The organism is Acidovorax sp. DW039 (genome assembly GCF_037101375.1).
Taxonomy (GTDB): Bacteria; Pseudomonadota; Gammaproteobacteria; order Burkholderiales; family Burkholderiaceae_C; genus Acidovorax.
Genome location: NZ_AP029019.1, coordinates 3,325,070 through 3,339,278 on the forward strand (window position 1 = coordinate 3,325,070; position 14,209 = coordinate 3,339,278).

Consider the following 14,209-nt stretch of genomic DNA (forward strand, 5'->3'; position numbering starts at 1 on the left):
TACTGTGCCATAATTTGAGTCTTCACGAATTCCCGCCCGGGTGGTGAAATTGGTAGACGCAGGGGACTCAAAATCCCCCGCCGCAAGGCGTGCCGGTTCGATTCCGGCCCCGGGCACCACAGACAAGGCCGCATGTTCTATGAACATGCGGCCTTTTTGTTTGCGCGCTTGTCACACAGACCGTCCCACGCATCGACCTGGTGACACGCCAGGCATTCACCTCGGCCACACCTGCTTCGCAGCTCTTACAAATTACTGTATATTTAAACAGTATCTTTTGAGGAGCCTAGCATGGAAGTGATTGACACCCTGTACACCGTGACCCTGCGCGACTGCCCTGATGAGGTGCCCGAGAGGACTCGCACGATGGCGGAAGCGCGCTATGCCAAGGCGTTGGAAAACGCACTGGGAGGCCCCGAACAGGTGGCCGCCGCGCTCGACACCATGGCCGATCTGGAGACGGCGGATGCCGAAGAAATATCGCAGGCAGACCTGGCGCTGGCGGCTCGCTGGACCAAGGCCTGTAACGCTGCGCGGCAGGCGGGCTTTCGTGACCTGGGTGAGGCCGAGGGCATGTACTTCGAAGTACGCATTTCTTGAGGGATTGCTCCTTCATGGAGCCACCAAGACCTCTGCCGTAGAGGCCACCATCCTGCCGCAGAAACAAATAGAGACAAAGTGCATTCTGGATTCGCACTTGTCTTACACACGGAACTGGTCAGGTTTGGTGGAATCTCAACCACTGGCCATTGAGGCTGGAGCGGGGTGAGCCATTGCGGCCCCCGCACCTTCAGATTTTGTACGCATCACCCACCTCAGAAGGAGCAACGCCATGACACTCCATCACCTCTCTCCGCAAGCAGCTGCTTTGCTCGCCTTCGTGGCAACGGTGACTCTGGCGTTTGCAGCCGCTCTGGTGGGTTCTGCCCCTGATTGGGTCGTGCAATCGGCAGATTCGTTGCCCATGTTGCCCAGCCAACTGGATGCACTCATTCCTGCAGACCTGTCGATATCACCCTGATGAGCATCACGCCTTCAAATGCTTGGCATGAGATGACAAAGCAATCCACTTCATAAGTACAACAGCACAGGGACCAGAAAGATCTCGGTTTTCACTGTTTCCCTACGGTGTTCCGGGAGCTTTACTGGGCAGTTCGCCGGTGATTGATCTGCTAGTTCAAGCTGTTCGGCAAAACCCATCTGGCCCCGGCTGGTCGAGCCCGGTTCAAGGAGGGTTCAAGGAGACAAGGCCATCAGCGCCAGTCTGCGCCTGGCCTGCTCGGCCAGTGGCGCGTCGCCCGCACGCTCAGCCTGCTCGGCCTGAACCGTCAGCCACGCCATCAAGGGTCTGCGCCAACCCTGTGCAGAAGCCATATTGACCGCACCTGCCACCACCTGCGGCCCTGCCCTGCCAGCGCGGAAAAGAACGCCTGCAGCGACGAGTGAAGAAAGCGGCTCCGCAGGGGCTGCCGCGCCAACGGCCTGCTGCGCAAGCTGCTCTTGTCCGGACATCAGCGCCTGAGCAGTGGCGCGTTGGGATTCAGGCAGCATAGCCACGTCCCCCGCCAGCAGTCCCCGCCCTTCCAGATAACGGGCATAGGCTTTTTCTGCAGGTGTGGCGTCTACCGCCAGCGCAGCAAACCCTTCACACGTCAACGGCATGGCCAGGCTTGCAACCTGGGCTGCACAGCGGAGCAGTTCTGCCCGTGCCAGCAGATCGGCGCGGCCCGTGCTGGCTAGCGCCTGGCGGGCGCGAGCCCATTCGGCGGCTTCCACGCGCTGGTTTCCTGTCAGGTAGGCCTGCAATGCCCGTTCTGCCGCACCATGCGCGTTGAGTTGCCATTCGGGCACGGGCGGCTGGCTGGAGCAAGCCACCAGCGTTGCCAGTGCAGCCGCCGCAGCTACAGGGCCCATCCAGCGCCGGGTGATTACGGAAGGCAAATGTCGGGGTAACGAAGCAAAGCCCGTGGTAAGCCGTGAGAGCGGTTTCATGGCAGCTTGATCTCCGTTTCACGGGCGAAGGGCCACTTGCGCTGCAGCTCGTTCGCCAGCCCTTCTACCTTGCGCAGGTTGGCCTCCACATCAGCGCGCAATGCCCCCAGGTCGGTGGTGGCTTCGCGGGCGTTTGCACCAATGGCCTGGGCCTCAGCCAACACGGCATCCACTTTTTTCAAGCTGGCGCGGGTGTCGGTCAGCAGGCCATTGAGCTGGCCCACGGCTGCGCGCACCTCGGGCACCAGGGCATCCTTGCCATCGCGCCCAAACACGTGCTGGTCTGCACGCAACACCAGGCCATCCAGCCGTGCCAGCAGCGCGTTGGTGCGCTCCAGCGTGGTAAGTACCTTGCGCGCATCGGCCTCGTTACCCATCAGCACGCCCAGTGCACCGCCGGGGCCATTGAGCTTCTGGGTCAACGCCTGCACCTGCGCCAGGCTGCTTCCCAGGGCCGCGTCCTGCGCCGTCAGCGCGGTCAGGTTGCCAAGCAACTCGCGCGCGGTGGCCATCAGTTGCGGGATTTCGGCAGTGGCGTCCCCCCTCAGCACGGGGCGCACCGCACCGTCAGGCAGCGGTGGGTCGGTCAAGATACCGCTGTAGGCCCGGATGTTGGTGCCCCCCACCAGGCCACGCACCAGGGTAAAGACGCTGGACTCGCGCAGCCAGTGGGCGTCTTTGCGGGGCACGTCCACCATGATGCGTGCATTGCCCGTCTCTGCCAGCTCAATGCGGCGCACCCGACCAATCGGAAAGCCCGAGAAGGTCATGTCCATCCCCACCACTACGCCTTCAGAATCTTCGGCCACCAGCACCACCGTCTGCGTGGGCTCGAAAACGCCGCGGGCATACAGCAGATAGAGGCCAGAGCCCACGATCAGCAAGAGGGTCAGCAACAGCAAGAGCGCCGCCTTGATTTCCAGATGCGCCACGGGCTGCAGGGATTCGACATGCGGCACGGCAGACGCAACCCCCTCGCCCGCCGATGCAGCAGGGCTCGGGGTTGAAGACGCCGAGGCAGGGGGAACAGGAGGCTTTGGATTCATGGGCAGACAAAAAGGCTCAGGTTCGGCGGCCGGGCAAGGGCTGCGGGTTGCAAGACGTGAACATCACTTCGCGCCAGGCAAGGTGTAAGTCCACAAGGCAGTGCAGGAGCGTCATCCACATGTTCCTCAGTAATAGTTGCCCATCAACGACCCCATCTCGATCAGCAGCAGCACCGCAAACATGCGGGCCAAGCCGCCCAGTTCGGAAGAAGTCACATCGGGCCGCACACGCCCCAAATCCCCGTACAAACCTGCCGCCAGCGGGATCAGCGCCACCGCCAGGCTGAACAGCAGGGTCTTGACGACAAACACCAGTGTGACGGCGGGCGAGAACACCTGACCGAACATGCGCGTGTAGCCGGGCAGGCCCGCCAAGTTGAAACCATAAACGCCCAGGTAAGCCAGCACCAGCGCCACCACGCAGCTCAGGGCTGCAAGGGTGATGCATGCAAACACCCCTGCCACGGCGCGGGGCAAAACCTCGGCCCGCACCGGGTCCACCCCGCGGCTTTGCAACTGGGCAAACCGGCCCGAACGGCGCAGCAACGCCAGCTGCGTGCCGTTGGGGATGGTGCAGCGCATGGCCACAAACAGGGCTGCGGTAAGGGGAATCAACTCCAGCACCAGCACGCGGATCACCATCTCCAGCGCATAGCGCGACAAGCCATAGCTGAGCGCGGTCACCACCACAATGCGTGTGAGCACGAGGCTGATCAAGGCTGCCAGCGCCGTAAAACCCAACAGCACCGGCGCGGTGTCCAGATAGACATGCCTGGCCAGCGCATGCCGGGTGCCCCGCCCATAGCTGGAGGGTGACAGCAACAGCACCAGCATCACGGCCCCCAGGTACAGGATGCGCCACCAGGCCAGCGCCCAGCGCTGCGCCGTGCCCCATGCACGACCAGGCAGCGAGAGGGCAGACCGGTGCAACATCATGGGCGGATCATAGCGGCCCTGCCTGCAGGTAATTGCGGCCATGGCAAAGCGCACTACCATATGCAATTCAGGCCTCTAGCGCTTACGTATCAAGCGCAAGAAGCTATCAAAAACAGAGCAAAATCACAACAAACTCAAGGCTACCGCACTGATGAAACAGTGTGTCACGCAGCCGTCTGCGGCAGATGACTGGAACAGCATTTACACATGCCGTTTTCCTGGCCCGGCGGCGGTGGGCTGCCCATCGCTCAGGGGCTGCGCATCGGCGCGCTGGTGCAGGGCTTCGATGATGTGGCATTGCGCGTCGGTGCCATCGCAGCGGCTGCGCAGGGCCAGCAGGTCCACCTCCAGCGCCTGCAGCTCGGCCAGGCGGGTGCGCACATGCTGCAGGTGCTCGTCCAGCGTGACGCAGGCAGCGTGGCAGTCCTCCCGCCGCGTGAGGTCCAGCGCGAGCAGGGTACGCACCTCGTCCAGCGACATGTCCATGGCCCGGCACAGGCGGATGAAGCGCAGGCGGTGCACATCGTCTGCGGAGTACAGGCGGTAGCTGTTGTCGCTGCGGGCACCCGGCGGCAACAGGCCCTCCTTTTCGTAGTAGCGGATGTTGGCAGCCGACACGCCCGACTGCCGGGCCGCCTCACCAATGCGATAGGCCGCAGTGTTCTGGTTCATAAGGCTTGACCTTCGAGTGACTTCAAGGTTTCCAATCATGCCATCCGATCTATATCCGATCTATTGAAGCCTCTTCGACCTGCGGAGAACACCATGTCTGTCCACTGCCATAACGACCATTGCCATGACCACGCCCCTGCGGGCAGCACCGATCCACGCTACCGTCGCGTCCTGTGGATTGCCCTCATCGTCAATGCCGCCATGTTCATGGTGGAGATGGGCGCGGGCATGCGCTCGGGCTCGGCTTCGCTGCTGGCTGATGCCATCGACTTTCTGGGTGATGCCGCCAATTACGGCCTCTCGCTGTGGGTGCTCTCCATGGCCCTGGCCTGGCGGGCCCGTGCCGCACTGGTCAAAGGGGCCAGCATGCTGGCGTTCGGCATCTTCGTGGTGGGCCGCGTGGCCTGGGGTGCCTGGCAAGGCATCACGCCCGAGCCCATCACCATGGGCTCCATCGGCCTGCTGGCGCTGGCCGCCAACCTGGGCGTGGCCGTGCTGCTGTATGCGTGGCGTGATGGCGATGCCAACATGCGCGGCGTGTGGCTGTGCACCCGCAACGACGCCCTGGGCAACGTGGCCGTGATGCTGGCGGCGCTGGGCGTGTTTGGCACGGGCAGCGGCTGGCCTGACCTGGTGGTCGCCACGGTGATGGCAGGATTGGCCATCACGGGCGGCTGGGCGGTGGTGCGGCAAGCCTTGCAAGAATTGAAGGTATCCAAGACCCAAACCGTGGCTAGCGCTCTGAAATAAAGCGCAGGCAGCTATGCTTTTTGAAGCAAAAGGTGGAGTGCAACCCTGCTGGCAGCGGCGGCGCACCACCCGCTGCTGCCAAGGTTGATGCACCACAACGCCGGGCATGGCGCTTGCATGGTCCAATTCGGTCTTTGGTTTCCATTTTGTTTTTCGCCGCAATGTCCCGTTCGCCCGCCGCCCCTGTCACGCCGCCTCCTGTGGCTGTTCCCCATAGCCTGACGGAAGACGCCGTCGCCATCTTCACCGGCGTGCTGCTGATCTCTGTGGGGGTGGCGTTTTTCACCAGCGCAGGGCTGCTCACTGGCGGAACGGCCGGGCTGGCGTTTTTGCTGCACTACGCCACAGGCATCGGGTTCGGCAAGATCTTTTTCGTGCTGAACCTTCCGTTTTACTGGCTGGCGCTGCGCAAGCTGGGGCAGGCGTTCACCGTCAAAACGTTCATCGCGGTGCTGCTGCTGTCGCTAATGACCGAAGTGCAGTCCCACCTGCTGCAGTTTGCGCAACTGCAGCCGCTGTATGCGGCCATTGCCGGGGGCCTGATCACGGGCACCGGGTTCCTGGTGCTGTTCCGCCACCGCTGCAGCCTAGGCGGCGTGGGCATTTTGGCGCTGTACCTGCAAGACCGCTATGGCTGGCGCGCAGGCAAGGTGCAGATGGCCGTGGACTGCTGCATTGTGCTGCTGGCCCTGTGGATGGTGGAGCCCCTGCGCGTGCTGTGGTCCATTGCCGGGGCCGTGGCGCTGAACCTGGTGCTGGCCATGAACCACCGGCCAGGCCGCTACATGGCCGTCTAAGTCCACATACTGGAGGACGGAACCTTTCCCCTCCTGCCCGTATCATTCCCCCATGCGTCGCGGCCTGTTTTTTGTTTTGATGGTGGTGCTGGTCCTGAGGGGCCTCACGGGCACCGCCATGGCCGCAGGCATCTTGCAGCCGCTGGCGACCCGGATGGCGACCCAGATAGTGCCCCCCGTTGCAGCGCCATCGGCAGCCCACGAACATGCCGAACATGCCGAACATGCCGAACATGCCGAACATGCCGAACATGCCGAGCATGACGCCCAGGACCACCACGACCACGCAACGCACGCAGCCCATGCGCAAGCGGATTCGCTGACCCCAGCAGCTTCGCATTGCGCAGAGGGAGCCGACTGCAGCGCGCACGAACACGGCAGCACCTGTTCTGCCTGCGAGATCTGCCACTCGGCCATGCTGGATGCGCCGATGGCAGACACCCCCGCCCTGCCCTTGAGCGGGGCGCTCCAGCCCGCCCCCATCGCACGGTTTGACAGCGCGTCCGCTGCGCTGGCCATCAAGCCACCCATCGCCTGATCTCCGACGCCCAAAGTGCGTCTGCAATGTGCTGCCCTGCTGGCCTGCTAGCGGGTGCGGTCATGCAGCGCAATGACTTGTCCGTTGTCCGGAGACCGCGATGCGCGCCCTTCCATCTCGAATATTTGCGTTATCTATTGCCCCCCAAGCCGCCCAGTGGGCCGCCACCCTGGCCCTGAGCAGCCTGGCCCCCTGGGCCACGGCACAGCCTGCCGCCGCAGCGCACGCCGCCCGCCCTGAAGCGCCCACAGACCCGCTGGTGCATGTGCCTTCAACAACCACAGGGCTGCAGCCGCCGGCCCCCGACACGCCATGGGCACAGGCCAACGAAGCCGTGGCAGCGTTCCCCCGGGGCCACGCCGACATCGTGGCGTGGGAGGCCGCGCAGGCTGGCAAGCCCCCTGCCGCCAAGCCCTCCGCTGCAAGCCCCCACCCTCATCACCCAAACAGCGGCGGGCAAGGCAACACCCACATGCACCACCACGGAGGCACACGATGAAGCCACTTCACCAGCCCCCCCACCCGGGTGCGCGGCACCGCCACAGTGCTGCGCTGAGTTCACTGACAGCGCTGACCCTGCTGGCAGGCTGCGCCAGCGTATCGCCCGACGGCCTGCGAAGTGATGTGGCACGCCTTGCCGCAGGCCGCACAGCCGGGGTGGATGCCGCTCTGCCCCCGCCCACCCCGGCAGACCCCGCCGCCCAGGAGGCGGCACAGAACGCAGCCCGGCAATCCGTGCAGCGCTGGCTGGCCGAACCGCTGACCGCCGACAGCGCCGTGCGCATTGCGCTGCTCAACAACCCCGGCCTGCAAGCCCGGCTGGCCGCACTGGGCGTGGCCGATGCAGAGCGTGTGCAGGCCATCACCCTGCCCAACCCGCACGTGACGCTGGGGCGGCTGACCAACAGCCATGAACGCGCGATAGAGCGCAGCCTGGCCTTTAGCCTGATGGATCTGATCACCCTGCCCTGGCGCACGGCACGGCAGGCTGAGCGGATGCAGATAGCCACCTTGCAGGCCGCACAAGACGTGGTGACCCTGGCGGCCCAAGCCCGGCGGGCGTGGCTGCGTGCGGTAGCGGCAGAGCAGATTGCCGCCACCCACGACCGTATGGTGGAGGCCGCAGAAGCCGGGGCCGAGCTGGCCCAGCGCATGGCCCGCGTGGGCAACTGGAGCCGCCTGCAATGGGCACGCGAGCAGGCCGTGCTGCAAGATGCCACACGCCAGCGCGCACAAGCCCGGCTGGCGGCGGCCACCGCACGCGAGGAACTGCACCGCACCCTGGGGCTGTGGGGCAGCCAGACGCCGGTGCGTCTGGCCCAACAACTGCCCCCGCTGCCCGCAGCTGCCCTGCCTGCAGACGGCATCGAAACCACTGCCCTGCGCGAACGGCTGGATGTGCAAGCCGCCCGCCGCGCGCTGGACACCCAGGCCCAGCGCCTGGGCTGGAGCCGCGCAGGGGCGGTGTTTGGAGACATCGGCCTGGCCTACCAGCGCAACACCACCACCGAGCGGGACAGCGGCCACCGCGACACGCAACGCGGCTGGGAGCTGGAGCTGCCCGTGCCCCTGTTGGACTGGGGCGGTGCAGCCCGCACCCGCGCACAGGCCCAAGCCGAGCAGGCCGCCGCGCAGTTGCAGGACACCGCCGTGCGCGCCCGCAGCGAGGTGCGCGCCGCCTGGCTCACCTACCGCACCGCGCTAGATGTGGCACGCCAGCAGCAGGCTGAGGTGGTGCCCCTGCGCCAGCTCATCGCCGAGGAAACCACCCTGCGCTACAACGGCATGCTGGCTAGCGTGTGGGACCTGCTGGCCGAAGCCCGCACCAGCACCCAGGCCGTAGCCAATGCCATCGAAGCCCAGCGCGACTTCTGGCTGGCAGAAACCGATCTGCAACTGGCCCTCACCGGCACATCGCCCGGTGCGCTGCAGAGCCTCAGCGCAGCCCCCGCTGCATCCTCCAACCCCCAAGGCCACTGACCATGCAAAGACGCCAATTTTTCTCAGGGGCTGCCACCGCTGCCGCCACTACAGCTATTGCCGCTGCCTCGGTCAGCCGCGTGGCCCTGGCCGCCCTGCCCGAGCCCGCCAGCCACGGCAGTGCAGACACGGCCGGGCCGCTGCACCCGCCCACAGGCCGCCCTTACAACCCCGTAGTCACCTTGAACGGCTGGACCACGCCCTGGCGCATGAACCAGGGCGTCAAAGAATTCCACCTGGTAGCCGAGCCCGTGGTGCGCGAGGTAGCGCCGGGCTTTTTCGTCAACCTGTGGGGTTACAACGGCCAAAGCCCCGGCCCCACCATCGAAGTGGTGGAGGGCGACCGCGTGCGTATCTTCGTCACCAACCGGCTGCCGGAGCACACCACCATCCACTGGCACGGCCAGCGCCTGCCCAATGGCATGGACGGCGTCGGTGGCCTGACCCAGCCCGCCATTCAGCCGGGCAAGACCTTCGTGTACGAATTTGTGGCGCGCCGCCCAGGCACCTTCATGTACCACCCACACGCCGACGAGATGGTGCAGATGGCCATGGGCATGATGGGCCTGTGGATCACCCACCCCAAGGCCCAGCACCCGCACATCGCCAAAGTGCAGCGCGACTACGCCTTCCTCATCAACGCCTTTGATGTGGAGCCGGGCAGCAAGACCCCCAAGGTCAACACCATGCTGGAGCACAACATCTGGTGCTGGAACAGCCGCGTGTTCCCTGCCATCAGCCCGCTGGTGGCGCGCCGTGGCGAGCGCGTGCGCATCCGCATGGGCAACCTCACCATGACCAACCACCCCATCCACATCCACGGCCATGAGTTTGAGGTGACCGGCACCGATGGCGGCCCCGTGCCCCCCACCGCCCGCTGGCCCGAGGTGACCACCGACGTGGCCGTGGGCCAGATGCGGCAGATCGAGTTCATTGCCGACGAGCCGGGCGACTGGGCCCTGCACTGCCACAAGAGCCACCACACCATGGGTGCGATGGGCCACGGCGTGCCCACCATGATCGGCGTGGACCACAAAGGGCTGGTGGGCAAGATTCAGAAAATCGTGCCCGACTACATGGTGATGGGCGAGCGCGGCATGGCGGACATGGGTGCGATGGAGATGCCCTTGCCTGAGAACACCTTTCCCATGATGACCGGTACGGGCCCGTTCGGCCCGCTGGAGATGGGCGGCATGTTCACCACGCTCAAGGTGCGCGCAGACCTGGCCGCCGGGGACTACCGTGACCCCGGTGATTTTCCGCACCCACCGGGCACCCTGGCCTACGAGTGGCAAGGTGCCCCCGCGCAAACACCACGCCCTGCACGCACCGACGCCCCCGGCACCGCCCCCGCCGCGCCCAGCGCGCGCAAACCGGCCGATGGTGGCCACCAGCATTGACCAGGAGACTGCCTTGAAAACTATCAATTTAATAGCTGCCTGCGCTTTATTGATGAGCGCTGGAGCCACTTTTGGCCATGAAAATGCGCCGCATGCGAGCCACCCTGCCGCAGTGGTGAAGGAACAAAAAGCCTGGGGCGTTGCGGGCGATGCCCCTGCGGCCACCCGCACCATCACCGTCCGCATGAGCGACGACATGCGCTTTGCACCCCGCCACATCGAGGTGCGCGAAGGTGAAACCGTGCGCCTGCGGGCAGAAAACCGGGGCCAGGTGATGCACGAGATCGTCATCGGCACCCAGGCCGACCTGGACCAGCACGCCGAAATGATGCAGAAGCACCCCGGCATGGAGCACGACGAACCCTACATGGCCCATGTGAGCCCCGGCCAAAGGGGCGACATCGTGTGGCAGTTCAACCGCCCCGGCACGTTCCAGTTTGCATGCCTCATTGCAGGCCACTACCAGGCGGGCATGACGGGCACGATCACCGTGCAGCCGCGTAAACCATGACTTTTTCAGGAGACACGCCCATGACCTCAGACCACTCCGCCAGACTTTCCCACCGCCGCCAATGGCTGGCCACCACTCTGCCCCTGCTGGGTGCTGGCCTTGCCGCAGTTTTAGCACCACGCCTGGCAAAGGCTGCCGCACCGGCCTCCGTTCCGGTAGAGGTCTGGAAAGAGCCCCAGTGCGGCTGCTGCCAAGACTGGGTAGACCACATGCAGGCCAACGGCTTTGCCGTGAAAGTGCATGCGACAGGCAACAACGCCGTGCGCGCCCGACTGGGCCTGCCGCAAAAGCTGGGGTCCTGCCACACCGCGCTGGTGGGCGGCTACCTGGTGGAAGGGCATGTGCCCGCCAGCGATGTGCGCACCCTGCTGGAGCAAAAGCCCAAGGCCCTGGGTCTTGCCGTACCGGGCATGCCCGCGGGCTCCCCCGGCATGGATGGCGCTGTGTACGGCGGGCGCAAAGATCCCTACGACGTGCTGCTGGTCGCCCATGACGGCAGCACCCGCGTGTTCAAAAGCTATCCAGTCCAGAAGAAAGCATCCACATGATTTCCTACTTCTCTTCGCGGGCTGTGCCCGATCCCCTGCCCCATTCCAAGGCCTCCAAGGCCGACCCCCAGCAAGGTCTGCGCACAGGCCTCATCACCTTGTGCATGCTGAGCGCAACCGCAGCTTTTGCGGGGGACGACCACGACCATGGCGAGTCGCATGACGGTCATGCCACCTCCACAGCGCAGACGGCTGCACCGGGGGCAGCACCCTCAACCCCAGCGCAAGCCACCGAAGCCGAACTGAGCGAAGGCGAGGTGCTGCGCTGGGATGCACGCACCGGCAAGGTCACCCTGCGCCACGGCCCCATCGCCAACCTGGGCATGCCCCCGATGACCATGGTGTTCAAGGTGCAGAACGCAGACCAGGGCAGCGCACTGCAACCCGGCATGAAGGTGCGCTTCAGGGCCGAGCAGCTGCAGGGGGCGTATGTGCTGACGCATGTGGCCCCGGCAGCATCGAGGTAGCTTGCTGACGCCTGAGGAGAGCCGCCGCCACCCATAATCAGGCCATGAACACAGACTTTGGCAGCATCACCCGCGTGGCGGGGATTGAGGTAGGTCACCACACCGACAGCCGCCGTCCCACGGGTTGCACCGTGGTCATCGCCCGGGAAGGCGCTGTGGCCGGGGTGGACGTGCGCGGCGCAGCGCCCGGCACGCGAGAGACGGATCTTCTGCACCCCTCCAACCTGGTCGAGCGCGTGCACGCCATCATGCTGGCGGGCGGCAGCGCCTGGGGGCTTGAGGCCGCCACGGGTGCAGTGCGCTGGCTGGAGGAGCGCGGTGTGGGGCTGGACGTGGCAGTGGGCCGTCTGCCCATCGTGCCGTCAGCCGTGCTGTTTGACCTGCTGGTGGGCGACATGCGCATCCGCCCGGACGCTGCGGCGGGCTACGCCGCCTGCGAAGCGGCTTCCACCGCCGACCCGGCACAGGGCAACGTGGGCGCAGGGGCGGGTGCCGTGGTGGGCAAAATTTTTGGCATACACCATGCCATGAAGGGCGGCATTGGCACGGCCTCAGTGACGGTGGGCGGCGTCACGGTGGGAGCGCTGGTGGCCTGCAACGCACTGGGCGATGTGCTGGACCCGGACACCGCCCAGGTTCTGGCCGGAGCCCGCACCGAAGACGGCCTGCAACTGCGCGACACCCGCCGCGCCCTGCTGGCCGGGGCGGCACCCCAGCCGCTGCTGGCAGGCACCAACACCACGCTGGCCGTGGTGGCCACAGACGCGCCGATCACCAAGACGCAGGCCCACAGGCTGGCCGTGGTGGCCCACGATGGGCTGGCGCGCAGCATCAACCCTGTGCACACCATGAGTGACGGGGACACAGTATTTGCTCTGGGCACCGGCAGGGCCACGCAGCACCCCGGCATGATGGTGCTGGGCACCATGGCAGCCGAGGCCACGGCACGCGCCACCGCCCAGGCCGTGCGGGCGGCACGTTCTGTCACAACCGCGGACGGGCTGTGGCTGCCGTGCATGGCAGACTTGCGGGGCTGAATCCCCAGCCTCCGTGGATTACACGGCCTGTGGGGGCCAGCCTCGTCCCCATCCCTCAGTGCAACACGGGCCATCGGCCCCCCTCCCCTCGATCACGCGTCCCCTTCTTTCTCTGTATGAATTCCCGCATGTCCCGCGCCCTTCGCTCCACGCTGCTGTCTTTGCGTGATCTGCTGCTGTCCGCAGGGCCGCTGGCTTTCCTGGCCGTGGGGCTGCTGGTGCTGGCCTACTGGTGGCTCAACCCCACGCCCCCCAAAACCGTCACCCTGGCCACCGGCCCAGCGCAAAGTGCCTACGAAGAATTTGGCAAGCGCTACCAGAAGGCGCTGGCGGCTGAGGGCATTGAGGTGCGCCTGCTGCCCAGCGAGGGCTCTTCAGCCAACCTGCAGTTGCTGCGGGATGGGCAGGCCGACCTGGCTTTTGTGCAGGGCGGAACTGCAGAGCTGCAGCCGGACGATCCGGACACCCTCGTGTCCCTGGGCAACCTGTTCGTGGAGCCGGTGTGGATCTTCTACCGCACCGAGGCTGCGTTGCGCATGCATGAGCGCCATCGTCTGGACAGCCTGCGGCAGCTACGCGGCATGCGGGTCAACGTCGGCTCGGAAGGCAGCGGTGTCCCTACGCTGATGGACAAGCTGCTCGAAGCCAACCGGCTGGACAAAGGGGCTGTCGTCATGTCGCGGCTGGAAGAAACCCCGGCCACGGTGGACTTTCTGGCCGGTCGGCTGGATGCGCTGGTGTTCGCGTCTGCCCCCGAGTCGCTGATGGTGCAGATGCTGCTGCAAACGCCCGGGGTGCAGCTGCTGGACATCGCCCAGCACGAGGCCTATGCGCGGCGCTTCCCATTTCTCTCCCCAGTCACGTTGCCGCGCGGCGTGGTGGATCTGGCCACCAACGTGCCCGCGCGCGATGTGCGCATGGTGGCGTCCACCACATCCCTGCTGGCGCGGGACTCCACCCATCCAGCCCTCCTCACCCTGTTTGCCCAGAATGCGCAGCGCCTGCACAGCAACCCCGGCTGGTTCAACCGGGCGCGGGAATTTCCGAACATGCGCCATAGCGAATTGCCGATTGCCAAGGAGGGAGAGCGGGCCATCAACGAGCCCATCCCCATGATGCAACGCTACCTGCCCTTCTGGATGGCGAACCTGATCGAGCGCATGTGGCTGGTGCTGGGTATTTTGCTGGCCACCCTGCTGCCCTTGTCGCGCATCGTGCCGCCGCTGTACCAGTTCAGAGTGCGATCCAGGGTGTTCCGCTGGTATGGCCGCCTGCGGGAGATTGAAGACACGGTGGAGTCTGAGCCAGACAAACACCCGGCCATGCTCAAGGCACTGGACGCACTGGAAGCCCAGGTTGAAAAAATCACGGTGCCACTTTCGTATGCAGATGAGCTGTACGCGCTGCGCAACCACATCCACCTGGTGCGCAAAAAACTGCTGCGGGCGCAAACGGGCGAGGAAGCGGCAGCAGCAACCTGATCTGCTATGGGGCTGGCATAGCAAAGCTGCGTGCAGCCGCAGCGTCAGTCCTCC

The 14,209-nt window shown here is 65.5% G+C and carries 17 protein-coding genes and 1 tRNA gene; 14 read left to right on the forward strand and 4 right to left on the reverse strand.

The annotated features are described in order from the left end of the window. Positions 1 to 34 precede the first annotated feature (34 nt). From AACH87_RS14885 to AACH87_RS14895, 3 genes are all read left to right on the forward strand, one after another. Positions 35 to 119: transfer RNA gene (locus AACH87_RS14885), tRNA-Leu, on the forward strand. 172 nt (positions 120 to 291) lie between these two features. Further along, positions 292 to 600 carry a hypothetical protein gene (locus AACH87_RS14890; protein ID WP_338795261.1) on the forward strand — a complete coding sequence of 103 codons (309 nt, stop codon included), beginning with the start codon at positions 292 to 294 and terminating at the stop codon, positions 598 to 600. Positions 601 to 832: 232 nt separating this feature from the next. Beyond that, positions 833 to 1,021 carry a hypothetical protein gene (locus tag AACH87_RS14895; RefSeq protein ID WP_338795262.1) on the forward strand — a complete coding sequence of 63 codons (189 nt, stop codon included), beginning with the start codon at positions 833 to 835 and terminating at the stop codon, positions 1,019 to 1,021. Between the two features lie 215 nt (positions 1,022 to 1,236). Here the strand turns inward: AACH87_RS14895 and AACH87_RS14900 are convergent, their stop codons facing one another. The 4 genes from AACH87_RS14900 to AACH87_RS14915 all read right to left on the reverse strand — a co-directional run bounded on the left by AACH87_RS14900 (position 1,237) and on the right by AACH87_RS14915 (position 4,646). Next, positions 1,237 to 1,992, reverse strand: a complete 756-nt coding sequence (locus tag AACH87_RS14900; protein ID WP_338795263.1) for a hypothetical protein — start codon at positions 1,990 to 1,992, stop codon at positions 1,237 to 1,239. After that, positions 1,989 to 3,038, reverse strand: coding sequence for an MlaD family protein (locus AACH87_RS14905; RefSeq protein ID WP_338795264.1), 1,050 nt, complete (start codon positions 3,036 to 3,038; stop codon positions 1,989 to 1,991). Before AACH87_RS14905 ends, AACH87_RS14900 begins: the two co-directional genes overlap by 4 nt. A gap of 126 nt (positions 3,039 to 3,164) precedes the next feature. Continuing rightward, on the reverse strand, positions 3,165 to 3,974 hold the full coding sequence (locus tag AACH87_RS14910; RefSeq protein WP_338795265.1) for an ABC transporter permease: 810 nt from the start codon (positions 3,972 to 3,974) through the stop codon (positions 3,165 to 3,167). A gap of 201 nt (positions 3,975 to 4,175) precedes the next feature. Then, positions 4,176 to 4,646 carry a Cd(II)/Pb(II)-responsive transcriptional regulator gene (locus AACH87_RS14915; RefSeq protein ID WP_338795267.1) on the reverse strand — a complete coding sequence of 157 codons (471 nt, stop codon included), beginning with the start codon at positions 4,644 to 4,646 and terminating at the stop codon, positions 4,176 to 4,178. A 93-nt stretch (positions 4,647 to 4,739) separates the two neighbouring features. On the opposite strand from AACH87_RS14915, the gene AACH87_RS14920 reads away from it, so the two are divergent. The 11 genes from AACH87_RS14920 (at position 4,740) to AACH87_RS14970 (ending at position 14,155) form a co-directional block, all read left to right on the forward strand. Further along, entirely contained in the window at positions 4,740 to 5,396 is a 657-nt protein-coding gene (locus AACH87_RS14920; protein WP_338795268.1) for a cation transporter, read from the forward strand. Between the two features lie 161 nt (positions 5,397 to 5,557). Continuing rightward, positions 5,558 to 6,193, forward strand: a complete 636-nt coding sequence (locus AACH87_RS14925) for a YitT family protein (RefSeq protein WP_338795269.1) — start codon at positions 5,558 to 5,560, stop codon at positions 6,191 to 6,193. Positions 6,194 to 6,245: 52 nt separating this feature from the next. Next, positions 6,246 to 6,731, forward strand: a complete 486-nt coding sequence (locus AACH87_RS14930; protein ID WP_338795270.1) for a hypothetical protein — start codon at positions 6,246 to 6,248, stop codon at positions 6,729 to 6,731. Between the two features lie 100 nt (positions 6,732 to 6,831). After that, complete coding sequence (locus tag AACH87_RS14935; protein WP_338795271.1) at positions 6,832 to 7,230, forward strand: hypothetical protein; 399 nt, start codon at positions 6,832 to 6,834, stop codon at positions 7,228 to 7,230. Next, positions 7,227 to 8,711, forward strand: a complete 1,485-nt coding sequence (locus tag AACH87_RS14940; protein WP_338795272.1) for a TolC family protein — start codon at positions 7,227 to 7,229, stop codon at positions 8,709 to 8,711. Before AACH87_RS14935 ends, AACH87_RS14940 begins: the two co-directional genes overlap by 4 nt. A 2-nt stretch (positions 8,712 to 8,713) precedes the next feature. Continuing rightward, positions 8,714 to 10,111 carry a copper oxidase gene (locus tag AACH87_RS14945; RefSeq protein ID WP_338795273.1) on the forward strand — a complete coding sequence of 466 codons (1,398 nt, stop codon included), beginning with the start codon at positions 8,714 to 8,716 and terminating at the stop codon, positions 10,109 to 10,111. Between the two features lie 13 nt (positions 10,112 to 10,124). Then, positions 10,125 to 10,622, forward strand: coding sequence for a cupredoxin family protein (locus tag AACH87_RS14950; protein ID WP_338795274.1), 498 nt, complete (start codon positions 10,125 to 10,127; stop codon positions 10,620 to 10,622). Positions 10,623 to 10,642: 20 nt separating this feature from the next. Then, positions 10,643 to 11,170, forward strand: coding sequence for a DUF411 domain-containing protein (locus AACH87_RS14955; RefSeq protein ID WP_338795275.1), 528 nt, complete (start codon positions 10,643 to 10,645; stop codon positions 11,168 to 11,170). Continuing rightward, the gene (locus AACH87_RS14960; protein WP_338795276.1) at positions 11,167 to 11,637 is read left to right on the forward strand and encodes a copper-binding protein; all 471 of its coding nucleotides are present in this window, start codon (positions 11,167 to 11,169) and stop codon (positions 11,635 to 11,637) included. Before AACH87_RS14955 ends, AACH87_RS14960 begins: the two co-directional genes overlap by 4 nt. Before the next feature lie 44 nt (positions 11,638 to 11,681). Then, the gene (locus tag AACH87_RS14965; RefSeq protein ID WP_338795278.1) at positions 11,682 to 12,674 is read left to right on the forward strand and encodes a P1 family peptidase; all 993 of its coding nucleotides are present in this window, start codon (positions 11,682 to 11,684) and stop codon (positions 12,672 to 12,674) included. A 128-nt stretch (positions 12,675 to 12,802) separates the two neighbouring features. Then, positions 12,803 to 14,155: a TAXI family TRAP transporter solute-binding subunit gene (locus AACH87_RS14970; RefSeq protein WP_338795279.1), complete on the forward strand. Its 1,353-nt coding sequence runs from the start codon at positions 12,803 to 12,805 to the stop codon at positions 14,153 to 14,155. Positions 14,156 to 14,209 lie beyond the last annotated feature (54 nt).

Excerpts from the sequence above, each read along its gene's own strand:
- AACH87_RS14890 (WP_338795261.1), top strand. The coding sequence starts at position 292 with ATGGAAGTGATTGACACCCTGTACACCGTGACCCTGCGCGACTGCCCT.
- AACH87_RS14895 (WP_338795262.1), top strand. The coding sequence starts at position 833 with ATGACACTCCATCACCTCTCTCCGCAAGCAGCTGCTTTGCTCGCCTTC.
- AACH87_RS14900 (WP_338795263.1), bottom strand. The coding sequence starts at position 1,992 with ATGAAACCGCTCTCACGGCTTACCACGGGCTTTGCTTCGTTACCCCGA.
- AACH87_RS14905 (WP_338795264.1), bottom strand. The coding sequence starts at position 3,038 with ATGAATCCAAAGCCTCCTGTTCCCCCTGCCTCGGCGTCTTCAACCCCG.
- AACH87_RS14910 (WP_338795265.1), bottom strand. The coding sequence starts at position 3,974 with ATGATGTTGCACCGGTCTGCCCTCTCGCTGCCTGGTCGTGCATGGGGC.
- AACH87_RS14915 (WP_338795267.1), bottom strand. The coding sequence starts at position 4,646 with ATGAACCAGAACACTGCGGCCTATCGCATTGGTGAGGCGGCCCGGCAG.
- AACH87_RS14920 (WP_338795268.1), top strand. The coding sequence starts at position 4,740 with ATGTCTGTCCACTGCCATAACGACCATTGCCATGACCACGCCCCTGCG.
- AACH87_RS14925 (WP_338795269.1), top strand. The coding sequence starts at position 5,558 with ATGTCCCGTTCGCCCGCCGCCCCTGTCACGCCGCCTCCTGTGGCTGTT.
- AACH87_RS14930 (WP_338795270.1), top strand. The coding sequence starts at position 6,246 with ATGCGTCGCGGCCTGTTTTTTGTTTTGATGGTGGTGCTGGTCCTGAGG.
- AACH87_RS14935 (WP_338795271.1), top strand. The coding sequence starts at position 6,832 with ATGCGCGCCCTTCCATCTCGAATATTTGCGTTATCTATTGCCCCCCAA.
- AACH87_RS14940 (WP_338795272.1), top strand. The coding sequence starts at position 7,227 with ATGAAGCCACTTCACCAGCCCCCCCACCCGGGTGCGCGGCACCGCCAC.
- AACH87_RS14945 (WP_338795273.1), top strand. The coding sequence starts at position 8,714 with ATGCAAAGACGCCAATTTTTCTCAGGGGCTGCCACCGCTGCCGCCACT.
- AACH87_RS14955 (WP_338795275.1), top strand. The coding sequence starts at position 10,643 with ATGACCTCAGACCACTCCGCCAGACTTTCCCACCGCCGCCAATGGCTG.
- AACH87_RS14960 (WP_338795276.1), top strand. The coding sequence starts at position 11,167 with ATGATTTCCTACTTCTCTTCGCGGGCTGTGCCCGATCCCCTGCCCCAT.
- AACH87_RS14965 (WP_338795278.1), top strand. The coding sequence starts at position 11,682 with ATGAACACAGACTTTGGCAGCATCACCCGCGTGGCGGGGATTGAGGTA.
- AACH87_RS14970 (WP_338795279.1), top strand. The coding sequence starts at position 12,803 with ATGTCCCGCGCCCTTCGCTCCACGCTGCTGTCTTTGCGTGATCTGCTG.